Source organism: Bosea sp. ANAM02, from assembly GCF_011764485.1.
Lineage (GTDB): Bacteria > Pseudomonadota > Alphaproteobacteria > Rhizobiales > Beijerinckiaceae > Allobosea.
On sequence record NZ_AP022848.1, the window covers coordinates 1,800,509 to 1,821,493 of the forward strand.

24 protein-coding genes are annotated in these 20,985 nt (G+C 67.2%); 16 read left to right on the plus strand and 8 right to left on the minus strand.

Features of this window, described 5'->3' with window-relative positions:
- The first annotated feature begins 147 nt into the window (after positions 1–147).
- The 6 genes from ffh to trmD all read left to right on the plus strand — a co-directional run bounded on the left by ffh (position 148) and on the right by trmD (position 4,718).
- Positions 148–1,743 (plus strand): signal recognition particle protein, encoded by a 1,596-nt coding sequence (gene ffh / locus OCUBac02_RS08665; RefSeq protein ID WP_173044943.1) that lies wholly within the window; start codon positions 148–150, stop codon positions 1,741–1,743.
- Positions 1,740–2,255, plus strand: coding sequence for a GNAT family N-acetyltransferase (locus tag OCUBac02_RS08670; RefSeq protein ID WP_173044945.1), 516 nt, complete (start codon positions 1,740–1,742; stop codon positions 2,253–2,255). Before ffh ends, OCUBac02_RS08670 begins: the two co-directional genes overlap by 4 nt.
- Positions 2,256–2,286: 31 nt before the next feature.
- On the plus strand, positions 2,287–2,655 hold the full coding sequence (rpsP, locus tag OCUBac02_RS08675; RefSeq protein ID WP_047579594.1) for a 30S ribosomal protein S16: 369 nt from the start codon (positions 2,287–2,289) through the stop codon (positions 2,653–2,655).
- 177 nt (positions 2,656–2,832) lie between these two features.
- Positions 2,833–3,360, plus strand: coding sequence for a ribosome maturation factor RimM (rimM, locus tag OCUBac02_RS08680; protein ID WP_173044947.1), 528 nt, complete (start codon positions 2,833–2,835; stop codon positions 3,358–3,360).
- Positions 3,347–4,018, plus strand: coding sequence for an HAD family hydrolase (locus OCUBac02_RS08685; RefSeq protein WP_173044949.1), 672 nt, complete (start codon positions 3,347–3,349; stop codon positions 4,016–4,018). Before rimM ends, OCUBac02_RS08685 begins: the two co-directional genes overlap by 14 nt.
- 4 nt (positions 4,019–4,022) lie before the next feature.
- On the plus strand, positions 4,023–4,718 hold the full coding sequence (trmD, locus tag OCUBac02_RS08690; RefSeq protein ID WP_173044951.1) for a tRNA (guanosine(37)-N1)-methyltransferase TrmD: 696 nt from the start codon (positions 4,023–4,025) through the stop codon (positions 4,716–4,718).
- A gap of 114 nt (positions 4,719–4,832) precedes the next feature.
- Here the strand turns inward: trmD and OCUBac02_RS08695 are convergent, their stop codons facing one another.
- Positions 4,833–5,174 (minus strand): rhodanese-like domain-containing protein, encoded by a 342-nt coding sequence (locus tag OCUBac02_RS08695; protein ID WP_173044953.1) that lies wholly within the window; start codon positions 5,172–5,174, stop codon positions 4,833–4,835.
- Positions 5,175–5,260: 86 nt separating this feature from the next.
- Positions 5,261–6,463, minus strand: coding sequence for a pyridoxal phosphate-dependent aminotransferase (locus OCUBac02_RS08700; protein ID WP_047582339.1), 1,203 nt, complete (start codon positions 6,461–6,463; stop codon positions 5,261–5,263).
- A 165-nt stretch (positions 6,464–6,628) separates the two neighbouring features.
- Here OCUBac02_RS08700 and OCUBac02_RS08705 point away from each other — a divergent pair, with 165 nt between their 5' ends.
- From OCUBac02_RS08705 to OCUBac02_RS08715, 3 genes are all read left to right on the plus strand, one after another.
- Positions 6,629–7,108, plus strand: coding sequence for a YaiI/YqxD family protein (locus OCUBac02_RS08705; RefSeq protein ID WP_047582341.1), 480 nt, complete (start codon positions 6,629–6,631; stop codon positions 7,106–7,108).
- Between the two features lie 168 nt (positions 7,109–7,276).
- A complete protein-coding gene (locus tag OCUBac02_RS08710) occupies positions 7,277–8,251 on the plus strand; it encodes a Bug family tripartite tricarboxylate transporter substrate binding protein (RefSeq protein WP_173044955.1) in 975 nt (324 codons plus the stop codon).
- Between the two features lie 154 nt (positions 8,252–8,405).
- On the plus strand, positions 8,406–9,539 hold the full coding sequence (locus OCUBac02_RS08715) for a PQQ-dependent sugar dehydrogenase (protein ID WP_173044957.1): 1,134 nt from the start codon (positions 8,406–8,408) through the stop codon (positions 9,537–9,539).
- Positions 9,540–9,647: 108 nt separating this feature from the next.
- Here the strand turns inward: OCUBac02_RS08715 and OCUBac02_RS08720 are convergent, their stop codons facing one another.
- Positions 9,648–9,950, minus strand: coding sequence for a hypothetical protein (locus OCUBac02_RS08720; RefSeq protein ID WP_173044959.1), 303 nt, complete (start codon positions 9,948–9,950; stop codon positions 9,648–9,650).
- 39 nt (positions 9,951–9,989) lie between these two features.
- The gene (locus OCUBac02_RS08725) at positions 9,990–10,346 is read right to left on the minus strand and encodes a DMT family protein (protein ID WP_173044961.1); all 357 of its coding nucleotides are present in this window, start codon (positions 10,344–10,346) and stop codon (positions 9,990–9,992) included.
- A gap of 164 nt (positions 10,347–10,510) precedes the next feature.
- Here OCUBac02_RS08725 and OCUBac02_RS08730 point away from each other — a divergent pair, with 164 nt between their 5' ends.
- The 6 genes from OCUBac02_RS08730 (at position 10,511) to OCUBac02_RS08755 (ending at position 16,285) form a co-directional block, all read left to right on the plus strand.
- Positions 10,511–11,695, plus strand: coding sequence for a lytic murein transglycosylase (locus OCUBac02_RS08730; protein WP_173044963.1), 1,185 nt, complete (start codon positions 10,511–10,513; stop codon positions 11,693–11,695).
- A 360-nt stretch (positions 11,696–12,055) separates the two neighbouring features.
- Positions 12,056–12,442, plus strand: a complete 387-nt coding sequence (locus OCUBac02_RS08735) for a RidA family protein (RefSeq protein ID WP_047582260.1) — start codon at positions 12,056–12,058, stop codon at positions 12,440–12,442.
- Positions 12,443–12,542: 100 nt separating this feature from the next.
- Complete coding sequence (gene leuB, locus OCUBac02_RS08740) at positions 12,543–13,652, plus strand: 3-isopropylmalate dehydrogenase (protein WP_173044965.1); 1,110 nt, start codon at positions 12,543–12,545, stop codon at positions 13,650–13,652.
- Between the two features lie 177 nt (positions 13,653–13,829).
- Positions 13,830–14,786, plus strand: a complete 957-nt coding sequence (msrP, locus tag OCUBac02_RS08745) for a protein-methionine-sulfoxide reductase catalytic subunit MsrP (protein WP_173049445.1) — start codon at positions 13,830–13,832, stop codon at positions 14,784–14,786.
- Between the two features lie 90 nt (positions 14,787–14,876).
- Positions 14,877–15,452 (plus strand): methylated-DNA--[protein]-cysteine S-methyltransferase, encoded by a 576-nt coding sequence (locus OCUBac02_RS08750; RefSeq protein ID WP_173044967.1) that lies wholly within the window; start codon positions 14,877–14,879, stop codon positions 15,450–15,452.
- 281 nt (positions 15,453–15,733) lie between these two features.
- Positions 15,734–16,285 carry an NADPH-dependent FMN reductase gene (locus OCUBac02_RS08755; protein ID WP_047579707.1) on the plus strand — a complete coding sequence of 184 codons (552 nt, stop codon included), beginning with the start codon at positions 15,734–15,736 and terminating at the stop codon, positions 16,283–16,285.
- Positions 16,286–16,824: 539 nt separating this feature from the next.
- Here OCUBac02_RS08755 and OCUBac02_RS08760 read toward each other — a convergent pair.
- The 3 genes from OCUBac02_RS08760 to OCUBac02_RS08770 all read right to left on the minus strand — a co-directional run bounded on the left by OCUBac02_RS08760 (position 16,825) and on the right by OCUBac02_RS08770 (position 19,902).
- On the minus strand, positions 16,825–17,715 hold the full coding sequence (locus OCUBac02_RS08760) for a LysR family transcriptional regulator (RefSeq protein ID WP_173044969.1): 891 nt from the start codon (positions 17,713–17,715) through the stop codon (positions 16,825–16,827).
- Between the two features lie 144 nt (positions 17,716–17,859).
- A complete protein-coding gene (gene trxB, locus OCUBac02_RS08765) occupies positions 17,860–18,825 on the minus strand; it encodes a thioredoxin-disulfide reductase (protein WP_173044983.1) in 966 nt (321 codons plus the stop codon).
- A gap of 87 nt (positions 18,826–18,912) precedes the next feature.
- A complete protein-coding gene (locus OCUBac02_RS08770; RefSeq protein ID WP_173044985.1) occupies positions 18,913–19,902 on the minus strand; it encodes a mitochondrial fission ELM1 family protein in 990 nt (329 codons plus the stop codon).
- Between the two features lie 82 nt (positions 19,903–19,984).
- On the opposite strand from OCUBac02_RS08770, the gene OCUBac02_RS08775 reads away from it, so the two are divergent.
- Positions 19,985–20,449 (plus strand): Lrp/AsnC family transcriptional regulator, encoded by a 465-nt coding sequence (locus OCUBac02_RS08775; RefSeq protein ID WP_173049447.1) that lies wholly within the window; start codon positions 19,985–19,987, stop codon positions 20,447–20,449.
- Between the two features lie 9 nt (positions 20,450–20,458).
- Here OCUBac02_RS08775 and OCUBac02_RS08780 read toward each other — a convergent pair whose 3' ends face one another.
- Positions 20,459–20,938, minus strand: a complete 480-nt coding sequence (locus OCUBac02_RS08780; RefSeq protein WP_173044987.1) for a hypothetical protein — start codon at positions 20,936–20,938, stop codon at positions 20,459–20,461.
- Between the last annotated feature and the right edge of the window lie 47 nt (positions 20,939–20,985).

A 20,985-nucleotide genomic window follows, 5' to 3' on the forward strand; every position in this document is an offset into this window, starting at 1 on the left:
CTCTTCGCGGTTTTCGGATCAGATGATGCCCAGAATGTTTCGCCCGGAGGTCAACGCCCGACAGCGCGATTGCGCCCTCGGGCGCGAAACCGCTTGGCGATGAGGTCGTGGCGCTGAAGGCTTCCTGAGGCAAGCAGGCAGGTCCGCATGTTCGGCACGCTGAGCGACAGGCTCTCCAGCATCCTCTCGGGGCTGACCCGCAGGGGTTCGCTGACCGAGGAGGACGTCAACGCGGCTCTCCGCGAGGTCCGGCGCGCGCTGCTCGAGGCCGATGTCGCGCTCGAGGTCGTCCGCAGCTTCACCGACAAGGTGCGCGAGCGTGCCGTCGGCGCCGAGGTGCTGAAGTCGGTCACGCCCGGCCAGCAGGTCATCAAGATCGTCAACGACGTCCTGATCGAGACGCTGGGGGGCGAGGGCGAGGGCATCAATTTCGATGCCGTGCCGCCGGTCCCGGTCCTGATGGTGGGCCTGCAGGGTTCCGGTAAGACCACCTCAACGGCCAAGATCGCCAAGCGCCTGACCGAGCGCCACAAGAAGAAGGTGCTGATGGCGTCGCTCGATACGCGACGCCCGGCCGCCATGGAACAGCTCGCCATTCTGGGCCAGCAGGTCGGCGTCCAGACGCTGCCGATCGTCGCCGGCCAGTCGGCCGTGCAGATCGCCAGGCGCGCGGTCGAGGCCGCCCGCCTCGGCGGCTACGACATCGTGATGCTCGACACGGCCGGCCGCGTGACGCTCGACGACACGCTGATGGAAGAGGTCGCGCAGGTGAAGGCCGCGACCAACCCGCATGAGGTGCTGCTCGTCGCCGACGCGCTGACCGGTCAGGACGCGGTCAACACGGCCCGCGCCTTCGATGCCCGCGTCGGCCTTACCGGCATCGTGCTGACCCGCATGGATGGCGATTCGCGCGGTGGCGCGGCGCTCTCGATGCGCGCCGTCACCGGCAAGCCGATCAAGCTCGTCGGTATCGGCGAAAAGGTCGACGAGCTCGACGAGTTCCATCCCTCGCGCGTCGCCAACCGAATCCTCGGCATGGGCGACATCGTCAGCCTCGTCGAGAAGGCGGCGCAGACGATCGACGCCGCGCAGGCGCAGGCCACCGCGCAGCGCATGGCCAAGGGCCAGTTCGACCTGTCCGACATGCGCGCGCAGCTCCAGCAGATGGAGAAGATGGGCGGTATCGGCGGCGTGATGGGCATGCTGCCCGGCATGAAGCAGGCGCAGTCGCAGCTCGCCAATGCGGGCGTCGGCGACAAGATGTTCAAGAGCATGATCGCCGCGATCGACTCGATGACGGCGGCCGAGCGCAAGAATCCCGACCTGCTCAAGAACAGTCGCAAGAAGCGCATCGCCGCCGGTTCCGGCACCACGGCCGAGCAGATCAACAAGCTGCTCAAGATGCATCGCGGCATGGCCGACGCCATGAAGATGATGGCCAAGCAGAAGGGCGGCATGCTCGGCAAGCTCGGCTCGATGTTCGGGATGGGCGGCGGCCTGCCGGCCGGGATGCCCGATCCCTCGAAGATGGATCCGGCGCAGCTCGCGGAACTGCAGAAGCAGCTCGGCGCGGGCGGCGGCCTGCCCTCGATGCCGCCGGGCGGCTTCCCCGGCCTGCCGAAGGGCGTGACCCCGCCGGCCGGGATGATGCCGAAGCTGCCGGGCCTCGGCGGCGGCGGCAAAAGCGGCCTCGCCGGCGGGCTGCCCGGTTTGGGCAACCCGTTCGGGGGCAAGAAGAAGTGATTCCCGTTCTGGAAACGGAGCGGTTGCGGCTGCGCGGCTGGACGGCCGCCGATTTCGACGTGCTCGTCGATTTCTACGCCGACGAGAACCTGACCCGCTATGTCGGCGGCACCAGCGACCGCTGGGATGGATGGCGCCGCTTTTCCGCCATGGCCGGTCACTGGACGCTGCGCGGCCACGGCCTCTGGGCGGTGGAGGCGAAGGAGGACCGCCGGCTCGTCGGCTGGTGCGGCCTGCTTTCGCCGGAAGGCTGGCCGGAGCCGGAGATCGGCTGGAGCCTGTTCGCTGGCGAGCATGGTCGCGGCTATGCGACCGAGGCTGCGCTGCGCGCCCGTGACTATGCCTATCGCGACTTGGGATGGACGACGCTGATGAGCCTGGTCCATCCCGACAACCGACCCTCGATCCGCGTCGCCGAGCGTCTCGGCGCGCGCTTCGAGAAACCCTTCGTGATCCGTGGCACCGAGGTCGGCATCTACCGGCACCCGGCCGCCACGCCTGCGAAACACTGAACCTGAAACCAAACCTGACCGGAGAAGACCCATGTCCCTCAAGATTCGCCTGACCCGCGGCGGCGCCAAGAAGCGTCCCTACTACCGCATCGTCGTCGCCGACTCGCGCTCGCCGCGCGATGGCCGCTTCATCGAGAAGATCGGCTCCTATGATCCGATGAAGGCCAAGGACGCCGCCGACCGCGTCGTGCTCGACACCGAGAAGGTCCAGGCCTGGCTCGCCAAGGGCGCCCAGCCGACCGATCGCGTCCTGCGCTTCCTCGACGCCGCCGGCCTCGCCAAGCGCCCGGCCCGCAACAACCCGAACAAGGCCGTCCCTGGCGACAAGGCCAAGGAGCGCGCTGAGAAGAAGGCCGAGAAGGCCGCTGCTCCGGCTGCCGAAGAAGCCGCCGAGGCGTGAGCCGTTCGATCCTCACACTGTCATTCCGGAGCGCGGCGCAGCCGCGAGCCCGGAATCCAGAACCGCAGGTCGTTGCAGGGGAACCTGAGCGGCTGTCGCGCTCATCCGAGATTCGGCATTGGTTCTGGGTTCCGGGCTCTTCGCTGACGCGAAGCCCCGGAATGACGGATTGTGGACATGTCTGACGATAATCTCATCCTGCTCGGGATCGTCGGCGCGCCGCATGGCGTGCGCGGCGAGGTCAGGATCAAGACCTTCACCGGCGACCCCCTCGGGATCGCCGATTACGGCTCGCTGAGCGACGGCAAGGGCCGCAGCTACGAAATCACCGATATCCGTCCGGCCAAGGAGGTCGTCGTCGCCCGGCTCAAGGACGTGACGACGCGCGAGCAGGCCGAGGCGCTGAACGGGACCGAGCTCTTCGTCGCCCGCGACAAGCTCTCGGCCGATGCGGACGAGGACGAGTTCCTGCATGCCGACCTGATCGGCTGCAGCGTCGTCGGCCCGGACGGGGTGGTGCTCGGCAGCGTCACCGGCGTCGAGAATTACGGCGCCGGCGACCTGCTCGATATCAAGACGCCGGACGGGCGCTTCGTCCTGATGCCCTTCACCAAGGCCTTCGCGCCGCGTCTCGACATGGCTGCGCGCCGGATCGAGGTCGAGCCGCCCTTGGGATTGTTCGAGCCCGACGATGACAAGCAATAGGCCGGCCCGCGCGCTGATCTTCGACATGGACGGCACCATCGTCGACAATATGCGCTTCCATGACGATGCCTGGGAGAGCTGGCACGTCAGCAACAACCTCCCCTTCGATCGCAGCACCTTCGCGGCGCGCACGGCCGGCATGGCCGGCAGCGAGATCATCTCCTCTTATTACCCGCAGGCTGCCGTGGCGGAGCTCGACGCGATGAGCGATGCCAAGGAAGCGCTCTATCGCGAAGCCTATCTGCCGCATGTCGCCGCGACCGCCGGTTTCCTGGAGCTGATCGCGCGCGCCGAGAAGGCCGGCGTGCCGATGGCCGTCGGGACGGCGGCGCCGCCGGCCAATATCGAGGTCGTGCTGGATACGCTCGGCCTGCGCCGGCGCTTTTCGACGATCGTCTCGCCGAGCCAGGGGTTCCGCGGCAAGCCGCATCCCGACATGTTCCTGGCTGCGGCCGAGCGCATGAAGGTCGACCCCGCCGATTGCATCGTCTTCGAGGATGCGCCGCTCGGCGTCGAGGCGGCCCGCCGCGCCGGCATGCGCGCGGTGGCGCTGCTCACCATGCTCGGCCCCGAGGGCTTTGCGGGTTATGACAACCTGATCGCCTCGGCTCGCGATTTCACCGCGCTGGACGGTTTGCCTGCGCTGCGCTTTGCTTGAAGGCATGCCCTTCCGCGCCTCGATCCTGACGCTCTATCCGGAGATGTTTCCGGGGCCGCTCGGCATCTCGCTGGCGGGCGAGGGGCTGCGCAAGGGATTGTGGTCGCTCGATACGCATCAGATCCGCGAGCACGGCATCGGCCGCCACCGCAATGTCGACGACAATCCGGCCGGGGGCGGTGCCGGCATGGTGCTGCGCTGCGACGTGCTGGGGGCGGCGATCGATGCGGCGGTGCCTACGGATGATCGGCGTCCGCGCCTGCTGATGTCGCCGCGCGGGCGGCCGCTCAAGCAGGAACAGGTGCGCGACTGGGCCGTTGGTCCCGGCCTCGTCATCGTCTGCGGGCGGTTCGAGGGCGTCGATGAACGGGTGATCGAGGGGCGTAACCTGATCGAGGTCTCGATCGGCGACTACATCCTCTCCGGCGGCGAGATGGCGGCGCTGACGCTGCTCGACGCCTGCGTGCGCCTGATCCCCGGCGTGATGGGCAAGGTCGCTTCCGGCGAGGACGAGAGCTTCGAGAACGACCTGCTCGAATATCCGCACTATACCCGCCCGCGTGAATGGGAGGGGCGCGGCCTGCCCGAGGCGCTGCTTTCCGGCGACCATGCCCGCATCGCGAAATGGCGGCGGGCGGAGGCGGAGCGGATCACGCGGGAGCGGCGGCCGGATTTGTTGAAGGAGCGCGGCGAAGGCTGAGCCGCCGCCGTCATTCTCGGGCGGAGCGAAGCGCAGACCCGAGAATCTCGTCCCGAAAGAGGCGCCTTCTCTGCTGGAGATGCTCGGGTCAAGCCCGAGCATGACGGCTGTGGGTTACGGGTAAGCTGTCACCGGCAGCTTCTCGGCCAACCAGCCGTCCGGCCCGAGCATGCCGCCGCGCACGCCCGCGAGTTCGCGCCAACCGCGCCCGGCGAGCTTCTGCGCTACGGCAACCGCCTGTACGCCGGTCCGGTCGATCAGGACGATGCGCCTGCCGGGGTGGTCGAGGCGCAAGCCCGCGATCCTGACCTCGAAGGCCGGTGCGTCGACATCCAGAGGCAGGGCGCCCTGCGGCAGGCCGGTATCGGCCCATTCCTGCGGATTGCGGATATCGACGAGCAGGATGCGCTTCGCCTGCGCCGCCTCATGCGCCTCGCGGGGCGAAAGCGTCGTCACGGACTGTCCGAAAACGAAAGAGGCCGGGAGCATGAAGCCCCCGGCCAGAACGATCCGGCGCGTTGCGGCGCCCTTGGTCATCGCGCTCAGCGCAGCTCGGCGCAGAAGCGCTGGATGCGGCGGCAGGCCTCCTCCAGCTTCTCGTCCGAGGTGGCGTAGGAGATGCGGAAGTTGGGGCCGAGGCCGAAGGACGAGCCGTGCACGGCCGCGACCGCTTCCGTCTCCAGCAGGCCCATGACGAGGTCTTCGTCGGTCTCGATCGTCTTGCCGTTCGGCATGGTCTTGCCGATCAGGGCCGAGCAGTCGGGATAGACGTAGAACGCGCCTTCCGGCACCGGGCATTTCAGGCCGCGGGTCTGGTTCAGCATGGAGACGACGAGGTCGCGGCGACGCTCGAAGGCCTTCTTGAAGACCGGGATGTGCTCCTGCGTGCCGTCGAGGGCCTCGACGGCGGCCCATTGCGAGATCGCCGAGGTGCCCGAGGTCTGCTGGCCCTGGACAAGGTCCATGGCAGTCATCAGCTGCTGCGGGCCCGCGGCGTAGCCGATGCGCCAGCCGGTCATGGCATAGGACTTCGAGACGCCGTTCATGGTCAGCGTGCGCTCGTAGAGGGCGGGCTCGACCTGCGCCGGGGTGACGAAGGTGAAGTCGCCATAGACAAGGTGCTCGTACATGTCGTCGGTGAGGATCCAGACATGCGGATGGCGCATCAGCACATCCGTGAGCTTCTTCATCTCGGCATGGCTGTAGGCGGCGCCCGAGGGGTTCGACGGCGAGTTCAGGATCACCCACTTGGTCTTCGGGGTGATGGCCTTCTCGAGATCCTCGGGCTGCAGCTTGAAGTCGTTCTTGAGATAGGTCTCGGCATAGGTCGGCGTGCCGCCGCAGAGCGCGACCATCTCGGGGTAGGAAACCCAGTAGGGCGAGACGCAGATGACCTCGTCGCCCGGGTTCAGCGTGGCGAGGAGCGCGTTGTAGATGACGTGCTTGCCGCCGGTCGAAACGATGGTCTGGCTCGGCTTGTAGTCGAGGCCGTTCTCGCGCTTGAACTTGCGGGCGACCGCCTCGCGCAGCTGCGGGATGCCGGAGACCGGGGTGTACTTGGTCTCGCCGCGCTTGATCGCGGCGATCGCGGCTTCCTTGATATTGTCCGGCGTGTCGAAATCGGGCTCGCCGACGGAGAGCGAGATCACGTCCTTGCCCTGGGCTTTCAGGTCGCGGGCCTTCTGCGTGATCGTGATGGTCGCGGACGGCTTCACGCGCTTCAGGGCATCGGCAAGAAAGGCCATGGGACTGATCTCCGGGGAGGCGGAAGGGTGGGCGCCGGAAAAAGGCGCGGGCGAGGTTTATGACTCGTGGGCCATGATCGCAAGCGCAACTGATTGATGCTTGGCAGAAACATCATGAATTCAGGGCGGTTTGCCCCTGCGCTCTGAGCATGCGAAGTCGGCCGGATGACGAACGCTTCCGGACCCATCGCTGTCTACGTCGATGCCGACGCCTGCCCGGTGAAGGACGAGGTCTATCGCGTCGCCGGCCGCCATCGCCTGCATGTCTTCGTCGTCGCCAACAGCTTCCTCAACGTGCCGCGCGAGCCCTGGATCGAGCGGGTGACGGTGCCGGGCAATTTCGACGCGGCCGATGACTGGATCGCGGAACGGGTCTCGCGCGGTGCGATCGTGATCACCGCCGACATCCCGCTGGCCGATCGCTGCATCAAGGCCGGCGCCGACGTGATCGGGCCGACCGGAAAGCCCTTCACCGAAACCTCGATCGGCATGGCGCTGGCGACCCGCGACATGATGGAGGATCTGCGCGCGATGGGCACCGTGCAGGGCGGGCCGAAACCGTTCTCGCAGAAGGATCGCTCCGCCTTCCTGCAGGCACTCGATCTGGCGGTCCAGCGGCTGAAGCGGGCGGGCTTCGGCGGCTAGACCGTTCCCTACGAGGCAAGCGCGTCCAGACCGCGACGGTCCGCGTCTGCCGCAGGTCGACCGCGGTCGCTTGCGCCTTAGGTGCTGCTGGACGCATGGCGCCTTTGCCCGTAAATCTCGCCGCAAAGCAGGCTCGCCAATTCAGGCGGGCGCCTCGGGAGGAAGTCCATGTCGTTGACCCGCCGTTCCACGCTCGGCCTGATGGCCGGCGCCGTCCTCGCTCCGTCGATCGTCCGGGCCCAGAGCTTCCCGAACAAGGTCGTCACGCTGGTCGTGCCCTATCCGGCCGGTGGACCGACGGACGCGATCGCGCGTTTCGTGGCGCTGGACCTGGCGGTCGCCTTCGGGCATAATGTCGTGGTCGACAACCGGGCCGGCGCTTCGGGCGCCGTGGGGACGCGCGCCGTCGCCCATGCGGCGCCCGACGGCTACACCATCGTCTTCGGCAACAACCAGACGCATGGCAACAACATGTTCCTGCTGAAGGAGCCGGGCTACGACGCGGTGAAGGACTTCGCGCCGCTCGCCGGCGTCGGCGCGTTCGAGCATGCCTTCGTCGTGCGCAAGGGATTGCCGGTCAAGAACATCCAGGAGCTGATCGCGCTCGCCAAGGCCGACCCGGGCAAGCTCAATTACGGCTCGACGGGCGTCGGCTCCGGCTCGCATCTGGCCATGGAGCTGTTCATGCAGCGCACCGGCATCAAGATGACGCATGTGCCGTTCCGCGGCGCCGCGCCGCTGGTGCAGGAGATCGTCGCCGACCGCATCGACATCGCCAACTCGACCCTGCCGAGCGTGCTGGAGCAGATCAATGGCGGCGCCTTGCGGGCGCTCGCCATCGCCAGCCCGGAGCGCAACCCGCGCGCCAAGGACATCCCGACGCTGCGCGAGCAGGGCGTCAACAACGCCGACGCCGATTCCTGGGCGGCGTTCTTCGCGCCGGCGAAGACGCCGGGCGACGTGCTCGACAAGCTGTCGAAGGCCGTCATCGCCTCGCTGAACAAGCCGGAGACCCGCGAGGCGATCCTGAAGCTGGGCTTCACGCTGAAGGTGCGCGATCCCGCGGCGTTCAAGCCCTATCACGCCCAGGAAATCGCAACCTGGAAGCAGATTATCACGGATGCCGGCGTAAAGCCGGAGTAAGCGGCGCCGCTTCGGCTCGCCCGGGCGGTACATCGCTCCGGGTGAGGTCGGGCGCGTCTGGCTCACTTCGTCGTGAGTTGGTCGAAACGGCTTGGTGATCCGCTGCGTTCCCCTCCATCTGCCGTCAAGGGCCGGATAAAGCGAGGAGAACGTGATGTTGCGATCGGGTCTGGTGGGTTTGCTCGGAACGGCCCTGGCGCTGGTCAGTCTGGCTACGCCGGCATCGGCCCAGAAGCGCTATCCCTCCAGCGCCGGAGAGCTTTCGGTCGAGACTGTCGCGAGCGGGTTGGAAAACCCCTGGGGCCTCGCTTTCCTGCCGGACGGGCGCATGCTGGTCACCGAGCGGCCGGGCCGGCTGCGGCTGGTCGAGAAGGACGGCAAGCTCTCGCGCCCGATCAACGGCGTGCCCAGCGTCGTGGCGCGCGGGCAGGGCGGCCTGCTCGGCATCGCGCTCGATCCCGGCTTCGCCCGGAACCGCCTCGTCTATCTTTCCTTTTCGGAACCGCGCTCGGGCGGCAACGGCACCAGCGTCGCGCGTGGTCGCCTCAACGAGCAGGGCACGGCGCTGACCGCCGTCGAGGTGATCTTCCGGCAGATGCCGGCGATCAATTCCAACCTGCATTTCGGTTCGCGCCTCGTCTTCGACCGGACGGGGGCGCTCTTCGTCACGGTGGGGGACCGCTACAGCCAGCGCGACCAGGCGCAGAACCCGGTGAACCATCTCGGCAAGGTCATCCGCATCCGGCCGGATGGCGCGACGCCGGCCGATAATCCGAAGAAGGACGGCTGGGCGCCGGAGATCTGGTCGATCGGTCATCGGAATGTCCAGGGCGCCGCGCTCCACCCGCAGACGGGGCAGCTCTGGACGGCCGAGCATGCGGCGCGCGGCGGCGACGAGATCAACACACCCAAGGCCGGGCTGAACTATGGCTGGCCGGTCATCACCTATGGCGTCGACTATTCCGGGGCGAAGATCGGCGAGGGCACGGCCAAGCCCGGCATGGAGCAGCCGCTGTTCTACTGGGATCCGTCGATCGCGCCTTCGGGCGCCGCGTTCTATACCGGACCGGCCTGGCCGGCCTGGAAGAACTCGCTCTTCGTCGGGGCGCTGGCCGGGCAGATGCTCGTCCGGCTTTCGACCGAGGGCGAGAAGGTGACAGGCGAGGAGCGCCTGCTGACCGATATCGGCGCGCGCATCCGCGACGTCGTGCAAGGACCGGACGGCTTCCTCTACCTGCTCAGCGACGACGCCGACGGGAAGGTGCTGCGGGTCAGGCCGGCCGGGTGAGCCGGGTTCGTCATGCTCGGGCTTGACCCGAGCATCTCCGGACGAGAAGGCGCCCCATCCTGCGAGAGATTCTCGGGTCAAGCCCGAGAATGACGCCTTACGAGGACTTCAGGGGCCGCAATCCCATTCGCGCTCGATGACGAAGACCTTGCGGGTGGCGAGGCTGCCATTGGGATCGTAGAGGTCGCCGACATAGTATTCGGTGCCGGCCGCGTCATGGGCGCTGCGTTCGACCTGGAGCGACCAGCCGTAGCCGACGCGCTTGCCGCCCTGCCAGTTGCGGTGGGGCGCGTCCGCCGAGGGGCCGGAGAGGATGCGCGCGCGCTCGTCACTCGGGCTGCAGGTGGGGCCGGCGATAGCCGCGGCGGGAGCAAGCACGAGGCCGCAGAGAAGCAGTGCCGTCTTTTGCAAGGCAGAGGGTCCTGTCGAAGGGAAGGTGAAGCGCGGCGCTCAGGCCTTGGCGTGGAAGATGAAGAAGGCGCCGGCGGCGATCAGGGCGAAGCCGACCGCGTGGCCCCAGGTCAGCGATTCCTTCAGCCAGAACACCGAGAACCCGGCGAAGACGGTCAGCGTGATCACTTCCTGCATCGTCTTGAGCTCGGCGGCGGAATAGACGGCCGAGCCGATGCGGTTGGCCGGCACGGCCAGCATGTATTCGGGCAGGGCGATCATCCAGCTCGCGAGGATGGCGAGCCAGATCGCCGTGCTCTTGTAGCTGAGATGCCCGTACCAGGCGAAGGTCATGAAGATGTTCGAGCCGAACAGCATCGCGATCGGCAGGAGATGGGCCAGGGAGAGCGTGGGCATGCCGAGGGCTTTCTTCGCGACGGCAGGGAGGGGAGGCAGGCGGCATTGCGGAGGGCGCCGCTCCCATAGCCGGATTCGCGACAACCTCGCCAGATGGGCCATGGTTAACTTCCGTTAACGGCGACGCCCTAGTTTTGCGTGAATTCTGCGATTCGGTGGAGACCATGCGCGCAATCACACTGGCCTTGCCACTCGTCCTTCTCGCCTCCGCCGCCTCGGCGCAGAGCGGGTTCCAGTCCTGCCTTGCCGGCTTGAGGTCGGCAGCCGGCGCCAAGGGCGTCTCGGGTACGACCTTCGATCGGGCCATGGCCGGCGTCGAGCCGGACATGAAGGTCATCGAAGCGATGAACAACCAGCCGGAGTTCAAGACGCCGATCTGGGATTATCTCGGCACGCTGGTCGACGAGGAGAAGGTGGCGGAAGGCCGCGCGATGCTGCGCCAATACGCCTCCGTCTTCGCCGCGGCCGAAAAACGCTTCGGCGTCGACCGCCATACCATCGCCGCCGTCTGGGGCGTCGAGAGCGATTTCGGCAAGGCGCGCGGAAAATGGCCGCTGGTGCAGTCTCTCGCGACCGGAGCCTGCCTTGCGCCGCGCCGCAACGCCTTCTTCAGGGGCGAGCTGATCGCGACGCTGCAGATCATCCAGCGGGGCGACCTGCGTCCGGACCGGCTCTTCGGCTCCTGGGCCGGCGCCTTCGGGCATACCCAGTTCATCCCCTCGACCTATATGCGCCTGGCGGTGGACGGCGACGGCGACGGACGGCGCGATCTCGTCGATTCGATCCCCGATGCGCTGCATTCCACCGCGAATTTCATGGACAAGGCGGGATGGGTCACCGGCGCGAGCTGGGGCTACGAGGTGCGCGTGCCCAATGGCTATTCCGGCCCGAGCGGTCGCAAGCCCAAGCAGCCGGTGTCGAGCTGGGCTGCCCGCGGCATCGTCAAATTCGACGGCTCTCCGCTCTCCGGTTCGGGACATGCCGGCCTGCTGATGCCGGCGGGCAGGAACGGCCCGGCCTTCCTCGTCTTCAAGAACTACGATGCCGCCTTCAGCTACAACGGCGCTGATTCCTATGCGCTCGCCATCTCGCTTCTGTCGGACCGGCTGCGCGGCCGGCCGGGCGTGCAGGGCGATTGGCCGACCGACGACCTGCCGCTCTCGCGCGAGCAGCGCCGCGAGCTCCAGCGCCTGCTGATCCAGCGCGGCTACAATGTCGGCGAGCCGGACGGCGCCGTCGGCTCGCTGACGCGCGCCGCGATCAAGGACATCGAGGCGAAGCTCGGCATGCCGCAGACGGGCCGGCCGGGCGAGAAGGTCCTGCGCGCGCTCAAGGGCGGGCGGGTCTAGGCGCGAGACCTGGGTTTTCGCCTCAAGGCGCTCCCCTTTTGTCATTCCGGGGCTTCGCGCAGCGAAGAACCCGGAACCCCCGACTGGGCATGTCGCCTTGGTCTCGTTCCGTCGCAATGGCCGAGGTCTCACCGGGTCGTGGGTTCCGGGTTCAGGCCTGCGGCCTGCCCCGGAATGACAACCGCCTCGCCTCGCAGAAAACGGGTGGCGTCGCGACACCTCGTCGTATGAAAGGCTTGGTCATCCCGGACAAGCGGCGTCAGCCGCACCGATCCGGGATCCGTGCCTGAACCGTTCCGGCATGGATCCCGGGTCTCCCTTCGGTCGCCCGGGATGACCGGCGTTTCATTCGGAGAATCTATGCGCCGCCTGATTTCCACCGGCTCGCCCTTCGAGCGCAGCTTCGGCTATTCGCGCGCCGTGATCGACGGCGATCTCGTCTTCGTCTCGGGCACCACCGGCTACGACTACGCCACCATGACCCTGCCCGAGGATCCGGCCGAGCAGGCGCGCAACATCTTCCGCACGATCGGCGCTGTGCTGGAAGAGGCCGGTTCGTCCCTGTCGCAGGTCGTGCGGGCGCAGTACTTCGTCACCGACCGCAGCTATTGCGAACCTGTGCTGGCCGTCTGCGGCGCGTTCTTCCGCGAGATCAGGCCGGCTGCCGGCATCTATGTCGTGGCCGGACTGCTCAAGCCGGAGATGAAGGTCGAGATCGAGGTCACCGCGCGCCTGCCGAAGGGCTGACGCCGCGCACAGGGCAGGGCTGCATCGCGGCGCTTGCGCAGGCGGCCTCGCGCCCGTAATCACCCCGCCAACGCAAACACGCGAAGGCGAGGCGACGACCATGGCGACCCACAAGCTCCTGCTGCTCCCCGGCGACGGCATCGGCCCCGAGGTGATGGGCCAGGTCGAGCAGATCGTCTCCTGGTTCGGCAAGCAGGGCCTCGGCTCCTTCGAGATCGAGAAGGGCCTTGTCGGCGGCGCGGCCTATGACGCGCACAAGCAGGCGATCTCCGAAGGCGACATGAAACTCGCGCAGGACGCCGACGCCGTGCTGTTCGGCGCGGTCGGCGGCCCGAAATGGGCCGATGTGCCCTATCAGCACCGCCCGGAGGCGGGCCTGCTGCGCCTGCGCAAGGATCTGGGCCTGTTCGCGAACCTGCGTCCGGCGATCTGCTACCCGGCGCTGGCCTCGGCTTCCTCGCTGAAGCCCGAGGTTGTCGAGGGCCTCGACATCCTGATCGTGCGCGAGCTGACCGGCGGCGTCTATTTCGGCGAGCCGAAGGAGATCGTCACGCTGGAGGACGGCCAGAAGCGCGGCATCGATACCCAGCTCTACACGACCGGCGAGGTCGAGCGCATCTGCCGCGTCGCCTTCGAGCTAGCGCGCACCCGCCGCAACAAGGTCTCCTCGGCCGAGAAGCACAACGTGATGAAGACCGGTGTGCTCTGGAAGCAGACGGTCACTGCGCTCCACGCGGCCGAGTACGGGGATGTCGAGCTCGAGCATGTGCTGGCCGACAACTGCGCCATGCAGCTCGTGCGCTGGCCGAAGCAGTATGACGTCATCGTCTGCGACAACCTGTTCGGCGACATCCTGTCGGACGTGGCGGCGATGCTGACCGGTTCGCTCGGCATGCTGCCCTCCGCCTCGCTCGGCGCCGAGGACCCGGTCACCGGCAAGCGCAAGGCGCTCTACGAGCCCGTCCACGGCTCGGCGCCGGACATCGCCGGCAAGGGCCTCGCCAACCCGATCGCGATGATCGGCTCGTTTGCCATGGCGCTGCGCTACTCGTTCGGCGCGGGCGAGGCGGCGGATCGGCTCGAAGGCGCGATCGCCGACGTGCTCGGCTCCGGCACCCGCACCAAGGACATCGCCGCGCCCGGCGCCAACGCCGTCTCGACCAGCGAGATGGGCGCAGCGATCATTGGGGCGTTGGAAGCACGCGGCTGATTGCGAACCGTCATGGCCGGGCTTGACCCGGCCATCTCGGAAACCAGCCCAGCTCGGAAAGAGATGCTCGGGTCAAGCCCGAGCATGACGATGGGAGAAAATCTCTCTCCCTCGTGAATTGCCGTGACCCCGCTTTCGTGGCCTAACTCGGCGCGACGAAAACCGAGTATGTCCGTCATGATGATCAAGCGCCGTGCCGGCTGGGAAATGCCGGAAAGCCAGGCCACGCCCGAGGGCGCGTTCCTCACCCGCCGCCAGTTGATGGCCGCCGGCGCCGGGTTGATCGGAGGCGCTGCATTGCCCGGCCTTGCGTCGGCGCAGACGCCCGACCCGACGCTCGATCTCTACCCGGCCAAGCGCAACGCCGCCTATGTGCTGGGCGTGCCGCAGACGGCGGAAGAGGACGCCGCCAACTACAATAATTTCTACGAGTTCGGCATGTCGAAGGACATCGTCGATGCCTCGAAGCGCCTCGCTACGCGGCCCTGGACCATCCAGGTCGACGGGCTCGTCGAAAAGCCGTTCGAGATCGGTTTCGACGATCTCGTGCGCAAGCTGCCGCTGGAGGAGCGGCTCTATCGCTTCCGCTGCGTCGAGGCCTGGGCGATGGCCGTGCCGTGGACCGGCATCCCGCTCGCCGCCTTCGTCGCGCTGGCGAAGCCGCTCTCGGGCGCGAAATACATCCGCTTCGAGACCTTCCTGAATCCGCGCGTCGCGCCGGGGCAGAACCAGCGCTGGTATCCCTGGCCCTATACGGAGGGGCTGACGATCGCGGAGGCGACGAACGAGCTGCCGCTGCTGGTCACCGGTATCTATGGCAAGCCGCTGCCCACGCAGCATGGCGCGCCGATCCGCCTGATCACGCCGTGGAAATACGGCTTCAAATCGGTGAAATCGATCCGCAAGATCAGCTTCGTCGCCGAGCGGCCGAAGACATTCTGGGAGGGCCTGCAGGCTTCGGAATACGGCTTCTGGGCCAATGTGAACCCGGCCGTGCCGCATCCCCGCTGGAGCCAGGCGAGCGAGCAGATCCTGGGCTCGCGCGAGCGCCGCCCGACGCAGATCTATAACGGTTATGGCGAGCAGGTTGCCGGGCTCTACAAGGGGCTGGAGGGCGAGAAGCTCTTCATGTGAGGCTGAGCCGCGGCAGGTTTCGGGTGCCGTCTCCTGCCGCTGCCGTGCTAGACCTCGTGTCATTCCAAGCCGGAACGACACGGGTCGCCCATGGCCAGCCAGCATTTCCATCTGTTCGAGACCACGATCGGCCCTTGCGCCGTCGTCTGGGAGGGCGAGCGCTTCATCGGCGCGCAACTGCCCGAGCGTGACGAGGCGGCCGCCCGCAGGCGTCTGGAGCGGCGCTTTCCCGAGGCTGACGAGGTCCCCGCAGAAGGCTTCGTCGCGGAGGCCGTGGCCGGCATCCGGGCGCTGTTCGACGGCGAGAAGCGCGACCTGTCACATCTGCCGGTAGCGCTGGAGAGCGTCTCCGCCTTCAACCGCAAGGTCTACGAGGTCGCGCTCGCCATCCCGCATGGCGAGACGCTGACCTATGGCGAGGTGGCGCAGCGCATCGGCGATCCCGGCGCGGCGCGGGCGGTGGGCGTCGCGCTCGGCCAGAATCCCTGGCCGATCATCGTGCCCTGCCATCGCGTGCTCGCGGCAGGCGGCAGGACCGGCGGCTTCTCGGCCGAGGGCGGCGTCGAGATCAAGCTGAGAATCCTGACCATCGAGAAGGCGCGCACCAGCGCCGAGCCCAGCCTGTTCGACGCCCTGCCGCTGGCGGCTCGGCCGGGACGGCATTGAGCAGCGCTTGAATCTCCAAGCCCTCATCCTGAGGAGCAAGCGAAGCTTGCGTCTCGAAGGATGCTGCTCCAGTTGGTTCCGGAGCCTGCTGGATCATCCTTCGAGACGCCGCTGACGCGGCTCCTCAGAATGAGGGCTTGGGAGAAGGTCGCGCGCCCCTGAGCCGATGCCCGCGCCCGCAGTTTGAATTCCCGCAATATCGCCCTTGCAGCGCCGCCGCTTGCGCGGCTTAAGGCGCGGCCTCTACTGTGCCGGCCTTTCCACCCTCACTGGGGATCAGCATGGCCAAACTGAAGCTCGCCGTCATCGTGGGCAGCAACCGCCGCGAATCGATCAACCGCAAGCTGGCCCAGGCGCTGGTGAAGCTGGGCGAGGGCGCTTTCGACGCCAATTTCGTCCAGATCGACGACCTGCCGATGTTCAACCAGGACCTGGAGCCGAACCGTCCGGAATCGACGCTGCGCCTGAAGCGCGAGATCGAGGCCGCCGATGCGATCCTGATCGTTACGCCCGAGCATAACCGCTCGATCCCGGCCGTGCTGAAGAACGCCATCGACTGGGCCTCGCGCCCTTACGGCAAGAATTCCTGGGCCGGCAAGACCGTTGCCGTCACCGGCACCAGCGGCGGCGCCGTCGGCACGGCCGTCTCCCAGAATGAGTTGCGGATGATCCTGACCAATCTCGCCGGCGTCGTGGTGGGCAGCCAGGTCTTCGTCACCTTCAAGGACGATCTGATTGATGCCCAGCACAACGTCACCAACGAGGCCACTCGCGGCTTCCTGCAGGGCTTCGTCGACAATTTCGCGAAAATCGCCGGCAAGCTCGCCGCCTGATCGAAACGAGCCTCTGCGCTTGCATGAAGGCGTCGCCTCCGGGCGGCGCCTTTTTCGTTGCGGGCATGCAGCAGGCGATCGGGCAAAAAAAGAGCCGGCGTCCCCGAGGGGAGCCGGCTTTGTAAGTTTGAAACATCTGGCGAAACCGCCAAACATCTCAGAGGGGAACGGCTGAAACGAACTCAACGCCGGGAGGAGATTGCGGAGCCCGTTCCGAACAACCGTGAGTACAATATCGGCCATGACCTGCCGTTTTGCAATGCAACATATCTTGGGTCCGCCATGCGGTCATTGCATGAACCAAGGGCATATGGCGCCAATTTGAGCCTAAATGATTGAGAAATATGCGTTCGTTGCAGGGTGGCGCCTGCGCGCAGAAGTTGCGGATACCTTGGAAACCCGATTTTTGTCCTCTGCTGAACAGTTTTCAGGCGAACGATCCGATTTTGGCGCATGCGAGATGCCCGTTTGGTCACAAAACCGCCAGAATCGAAAAGGGCGCCCTGCGGCGCCCGATTCTGCATGACGTGCCAGTGCGGTCAGTAGGTCCAGCGCTGGGCCTTCTGGATGAGGAAGTCGCGGAAGACCTGGACGCGGGCGACCGACTTCATCTCCTCGGGATAGACCAGATAGCTCTCGAGCTGCGGCATCTCGGTCTCGCGCATGAGCTGAACGAGCGGGGAGCCGGTCTCGATCAGGTAATCCGGCAGCACGGCGATGCCGGCGCCCGAATCCACCGCCCGCTTCATCGCGGTGATGTTGTTGACTGTCAGATGGATCGGCCGCGGATTGCGCTGGTCGCGCCCCATGGTGCCGAGCCAGTGCACCGCCGTCAGATAGGACGGCGAGGTGCCGCCGAAGGACAGGATGCGGTGGTTGTCGAGATCGTCGTAGCCCTTGGGCTCGCCGAAGCGCTTCACATAGGCCGGCGAGGCGTAGACATGGAAGTGCACGGTGAAGAGCTTGCGCTGGATCAGGTCCGGCTGCTGCGGCTGGCGCAGGCGGATGGCGATATCGGCCTCGCGCATCGACAGGTCGAGTTCCTCATCGGTGAGGATGAGCTCGACCCGGATGTCGGGGTAGAGATCCATGAACTCGGAGAGGCGGGGCGTCAGCCAGTGCCCGCCGAGGCCCCGCGTCGCCGTGACCTTGAGTTCGCCAGAAGGGTGCTCGCGCGTCTCGGAGAGCTGCGAGCGGGTGCGCTCCAGCCGCTGCGTCATCTCGCGGGCGGCGCGCCACAGCAATTCGCCTTGCTCGGTGAGGATGAGGCCGCGCGTATGGCGGTGGAACAGCGGCGCGCGCAGCTCCCGCTCAAGCGCGCCGATCTGGCGGCTGACGGCCGATTGACTCAGGCCCAGAACATCGCCAGCCTTGGTGAAGCTGCCTGACTCCGCGACCGTATAAAAAATCCTGATGCGGTCCCAATCCACCGCGCTTCCCCCGCTATGCGTTTTTTGCATGATGGGGGATAAAGGCGTTGTGCGTCAACGCCTCTGTGGCAGAGAGTCACCCATATTCGCACTGAATCTGGTGACGCAACCCATCAGAGTCAGTGATGGGTTGCGGCTAACCGTTCATTCCGCGGCTTCGCGCTGGTCAAGAGCGCTGGCGGCGAGCCAACGCTCGGCATCGAGCGCGGCCATGCAGCCCAGGCCGGCCGCCGTGACCGCCTGGCGGTAGTGCTCGTCGGTGACGTCGCCGGCGGCGAAGACGCCCTCGACATTGGTCCGGGTCGTGCCGGCCTCGACAGCGAGATAGCCGGATTCGTTCATGGCGAGCTGGCCGACGAAGAGCTCCGTCGCCGGCTTGTGACCGATGGCGATGAAGACGCCGTCGGTCTTCAGTTCGCTCTCAGTGCCGGTCTTGAGGTTCTTGAGGCGCAGATGCGTGACGCTGGGCGGGGTGGTGCCGCCGCAGATCTCGGCGACCTCGCTGTCCCAGACCACCTCGATCTTCGGATGCTTGAACAGGCGTTCCTGCATCACGCGCTCGGCGCGCAGGCTGTCACGGCGATGGACCAGCGTGACCTTGCTGGCGAGATTGGCGAGATAGAGCGCCTCCTCCACGGCGGTGTTGCCGCCGCCGACGACCGCGACCTCCTTGTTGCGGAAGAAAAAGCCGTCGCAGGTGGCGCAGGCCGAGACGCCGAAGCCCTGGAAGCTCTGCTCCGAGGGCAGGCCCAGCCACTTGGCCTGGGCGCCGGTCGCGATGATCAGGGCGTCGCAGGAATAGGTCTCTCCGCCATCGCCCCAGAGCCGGAAGGGACGCTGCGAGAGGTCGACGCGGGCGATATGGTCGGAGACCATGCGGGTGCCCATGTGCTCCGCCTGGGCGCGCATCTGCTCCATCAGCCAGGGACCCTGGATGACGTCGGCGAAGCCGGGATAGTTCTCGACATCGGTGGTGATCATCAACTGGCCGCCGGCCTGCATGCCGGAGATCAGCACCGGCTCCATCATGGCGCGGGCGGCGTAGATCGCGGCGGTGTAGCCGGCCGGGCCGGAGCCGACGATCATGACGCGGGCATGGGTATGGGCCATCGTCTCAGTTCCTCTCCTGCGGGCCTGGAGCCGCAGTCTCGATCCGTCAGATACGCCGGCGTCACGCCGAAACAAGGGTCGCCGGGTTCAGGAGCGCGTGAACCCCAAGGCAGCCCGGTGGCGCAGCCAGCCTTGCCGTATCGCATCGGCTATGATCGGCGTTGAGTCTATCGGTTCGTAAGCCTTGCCTTCAAGGCGTCCACAGAAGCGATGCACAACGCCCTCCCGTTCCAGCGCCGCGACCAGCGCCGCGATCTTGGGATGGCCGCCGCTGGGCTCGAAGACGAGCACCGGGACGCCGGCTGCTGCGGCCTCGCCGATCATGTTGGTGGAGTCGGCGGTGACGATGACCGCATCGGCATTGGCGAGCAGGGCGGGATAAGGGTTCTCGCCCGTGCCGTCCCACCACCAGCCGCCATGGCGGGCGAAGACGGCGGCGACGGCAGCTCCCAGCGCGGGCGAGGTCCGCCGCGAGGGCGAGCCCATCAGGCTTGCGCCTGATCGGGCGAGTTCATCGAGCTGCTGGGCGAGGCGCTCGATATCGTTCGGCGTGAAGCGGTGATGTCGGCTGTCGCCGCCGACCAGCACGGCGACGCGCGGCGCGCTCAGGCCCGCGATGGCTGCAGGCGGCGTGGCGCGGGCGGCGGCAAGCTTTTCGGGCGTCAGGCGATGCGGCGAGGTCGTGGTGACCAGGACATTGTCGCCGCGCAGCCGGTCATGGCCGGAGACCCAGATCAGGTCGGCGGCTCCGGCGCCGGTGCGCGGGTCCTTGAGGAAGGCGGTGTAGGTCGCGCCGTTCGAGGCCTGCTTCAGCGCGCGCAGATAGGCGACGGCGCGCCGGCCCGAGGCGATGGCGATATCGGGGAAGGGGGGCTTCAGCGGGCTGTCCGGCCTGTCCGGCGCCTCGCGCGGATCGATCGGCCCGCGCGGCATCAGCCAGGCCCAGGGCTTGCGCGGCCTCACCCGGCGGATTTCGGGGGCCACACCGAGCCTCTCGGCCACGCCGAGGCATTGCAATTCGTCGCCGGCCTTGCCGTCGGTCAGCACCCAGACGGTTGGCTCCGGATTGTCGTGCATGGCTTTCCGCGCGCGTGGCATGCGCCTTGTATCGCTTGGCGGCGCCGTCTACACCAGCGCGACCTTCACGCGAGGATGCTCGTTGCGCCCCAAACTCGATGATATCGACCTGCGCATCCTGCGCGAGCTCCAGGCCGATGGGCGCATGACCAATGTCGAGCTCGCCAGCCGCGTCGGCATTTCGCCGCCGCCCTGCCTCAGGCGCGTGCGCGCGCTGGAGGAGGCCGGGCTGATCCGCGGCTACCACGCCGATCTCGACGAGCGGAAGCTGGGCTTCGATGTCGTCTGCTTCGCCTTCGTGCATCTGGCGAGCCAGGCCGAGGCCGATCTCGTCGCCTTCCAGGAACGCATCCGGAACTGGCCGACCGTGCGCGAGTGCTGGACACTCTCGGGCGATATCGACTTTTCCCTGAAATGCGTCACGCCGGACCTGAAGGCCTTTCAGGATTTCGTCGCGGAACTGACGGCGATGCCGAATGTGCGCAATGTCCGGACCGCGCTCGCCCTCGACCGGGTCAAGAACGAGCCGATCGTTCCCTTCGGCTGAGCCCGTCGTTCAGCCCGCGATATAGCGCCTGACCCACCAGGCATTGTTGCGGGCGAGCGCCCTCAGACGGAACTGGTCGGCCTCCGGCAGGCGCAGGAGCCCGGCGCCGGTCGCGGATTCCGTGGAGCGGATCGGATAGCTCGCAAGCTGCCGGCCGCTGCGGTCATAGAGCGTCGCGGTGCTTTCGAGATAGTCCTCGTTGGCTCCGGCCCAGCCGGTGCCCCGCGTGCTGCTGGAGAGCCAGACGCGGCCGATGGTGACGACCAGCCTCGTTCCGGCGCCGCGCTGTAGCGACGGCCCGAGGATCTCGACCAGTGTCCGTTCCAGCTCGGCCTTCACGATAGGCAGATTGGAACCCCAGGCCTCCACCACGGAGGGCAGCGCCTCGACGCGGATCGTACCGACCGCCTGTCCTTGCGCGAAAGCGGGCGAAGCCGCCAGCGCGGCAGCCCCGAGCGCGGATGCCAAAGCCTGTCGACGGGTGATCATGGCCGGATCTCCGAAAAAGCTTGTCGTCTCAATGTAAGGACGGAGCC

Excerpts from the sequence above, each read along its gene's own strand:
- ffh (WP_173044943.1), top strand. The coding sequence starts at position 148 with ATGTTCGGCACGCTGAGCGACAGGCTCTCCAGCATCCTCTCGGGGCTG.
- rpsP (WP_047579594.1), top strand. The coding sequence starts at position 2,287 with ATGTCCCTCAAGATTCGCCTGACCCGCGGCGGCGCCAAGAAGCGTCCC.
- rimM (WP_173044947.1), top strand. The coding sequence starts at position 2,833 with ATGTCTGACGATAATCTCATCCTGCTCGGGATCGTCGGCGCGCCGCAT.
- OCUBac02_RS08685 (WP_173044949.1), top strand. The coding sequence starts at position 3,347 with ATGACAAGCAATAGGCCGGCCCGCGCGCTGATCTTCGACATGGACGGC.
- trmD (WP_173044951.1), top strand. The coding sequence starts at position 4,023 with ATGCCCTTCCGCGCCTCGATCCTGACGCTCTATCCGGAGATGTTTCCG.
- OCUBac02_RS08700 (WP_047582339.1), bottom strand. The coding sequence starts at position 6,463 with ATGGCCTTTCTTGCCGATGCCCTGAAGCGCGTGAAGCCGTCCGCGACC.
- OCUBac02_RS08705 (WP_047582341.1), top strand. The coding sequence starts at position 6,629 with ATGACGAACGCTTCCGGACCCATCGCTGTCTACGTCGATGCCGACGCC.
- OCUBac02_RS08710 (WP_173044955.1), top strand. The coding sequence starts at position 7,277 with ATGTCGTTGACCCGCCGTTCCACGCTCGGCCTGATGGCCGGCGCCGTC.
- OCUBac02_RS08715 (WP_173044957.1), top strand. The coding sequence starts at position 8,406 with ATGTTGCGATCGGGTCTGGTGGGTTTGCTCGGAACGGCCCTGGCGCTG.
- OCUBac02_RS08725 (WP_173044961.1), bottom strand. The coding sequence starts at position 10,346 with ATGCCCACGCTCTCCCTGGCCCATCTCCTGCCGATCGCGATGCTGTTC.
- OCUBac02_RS08730 (WP_173044963.1), top strand. The coding sequence starts at position 10,511 with ATGCGCGCAATCACACTGGCCTTGCCACTCGTCCTTCTCGCCTCCGCC.
- OCUBac02_RS08735 (WP_047582260.1), top strand. The coding sequence starts at position 12,056 with ATGCGCCGCCTGATTTCCACCGGCTCGCCCTTCGAGCGCAGCTTCGGC.
- leuB (WP_173044965.1), top strand. The coding sequence starts at position 12,543 with ATGGCGACCCACAAGCTCCTGCTGCTCCCCGGCGACGGCATCGGCCCC.
- msrP (WP_173049445.1), top strand. The coding sequence starts at position 13,830 with ATGATGATCAAGCGCCGTGCCGGCTGGGAAATGCCGGAAAGCCAGGCC.
- OCUBac02_RS08750 (WP_173044967.1), top strand. The coding sequence starts at position 14,877 with ATGGCCAGCCAGCATTTCCATCTGTTCGAGACCACGATCGGCCCTTGC.
- OCUBac02_RS08755 (WP_047579707.1), top strand. The coding sequence starts at position 15,734 with ATGGCCAAACTGAAGCTCGCCGTCATCGTGGGCAGCAACCGCCGCGAA.
- trxB (WP_173044983.1), bottom strand. The coding sequence starts at position 18,825 with ATGGCCCATACCCATGCCCGCGTCATGATCGTCGGCTCCGGCCCGGCC.
- OCUBac02_RS08770 (WP_173044985.1), bottom strand. The coding sequence starts at position 19,902 with ATGCACGACAATCCGGAGCCAACCGTCTGGGTGCTGACCGACGGCAAG.
- OCUBac02_RS08780 (WP_173044987.1), bottom strand. The coding sequence starts at position 20,938 with ATGATCACCCGTCGACAGGCTTTGGCATCCGCGCTCGGGGCTGCCGCG.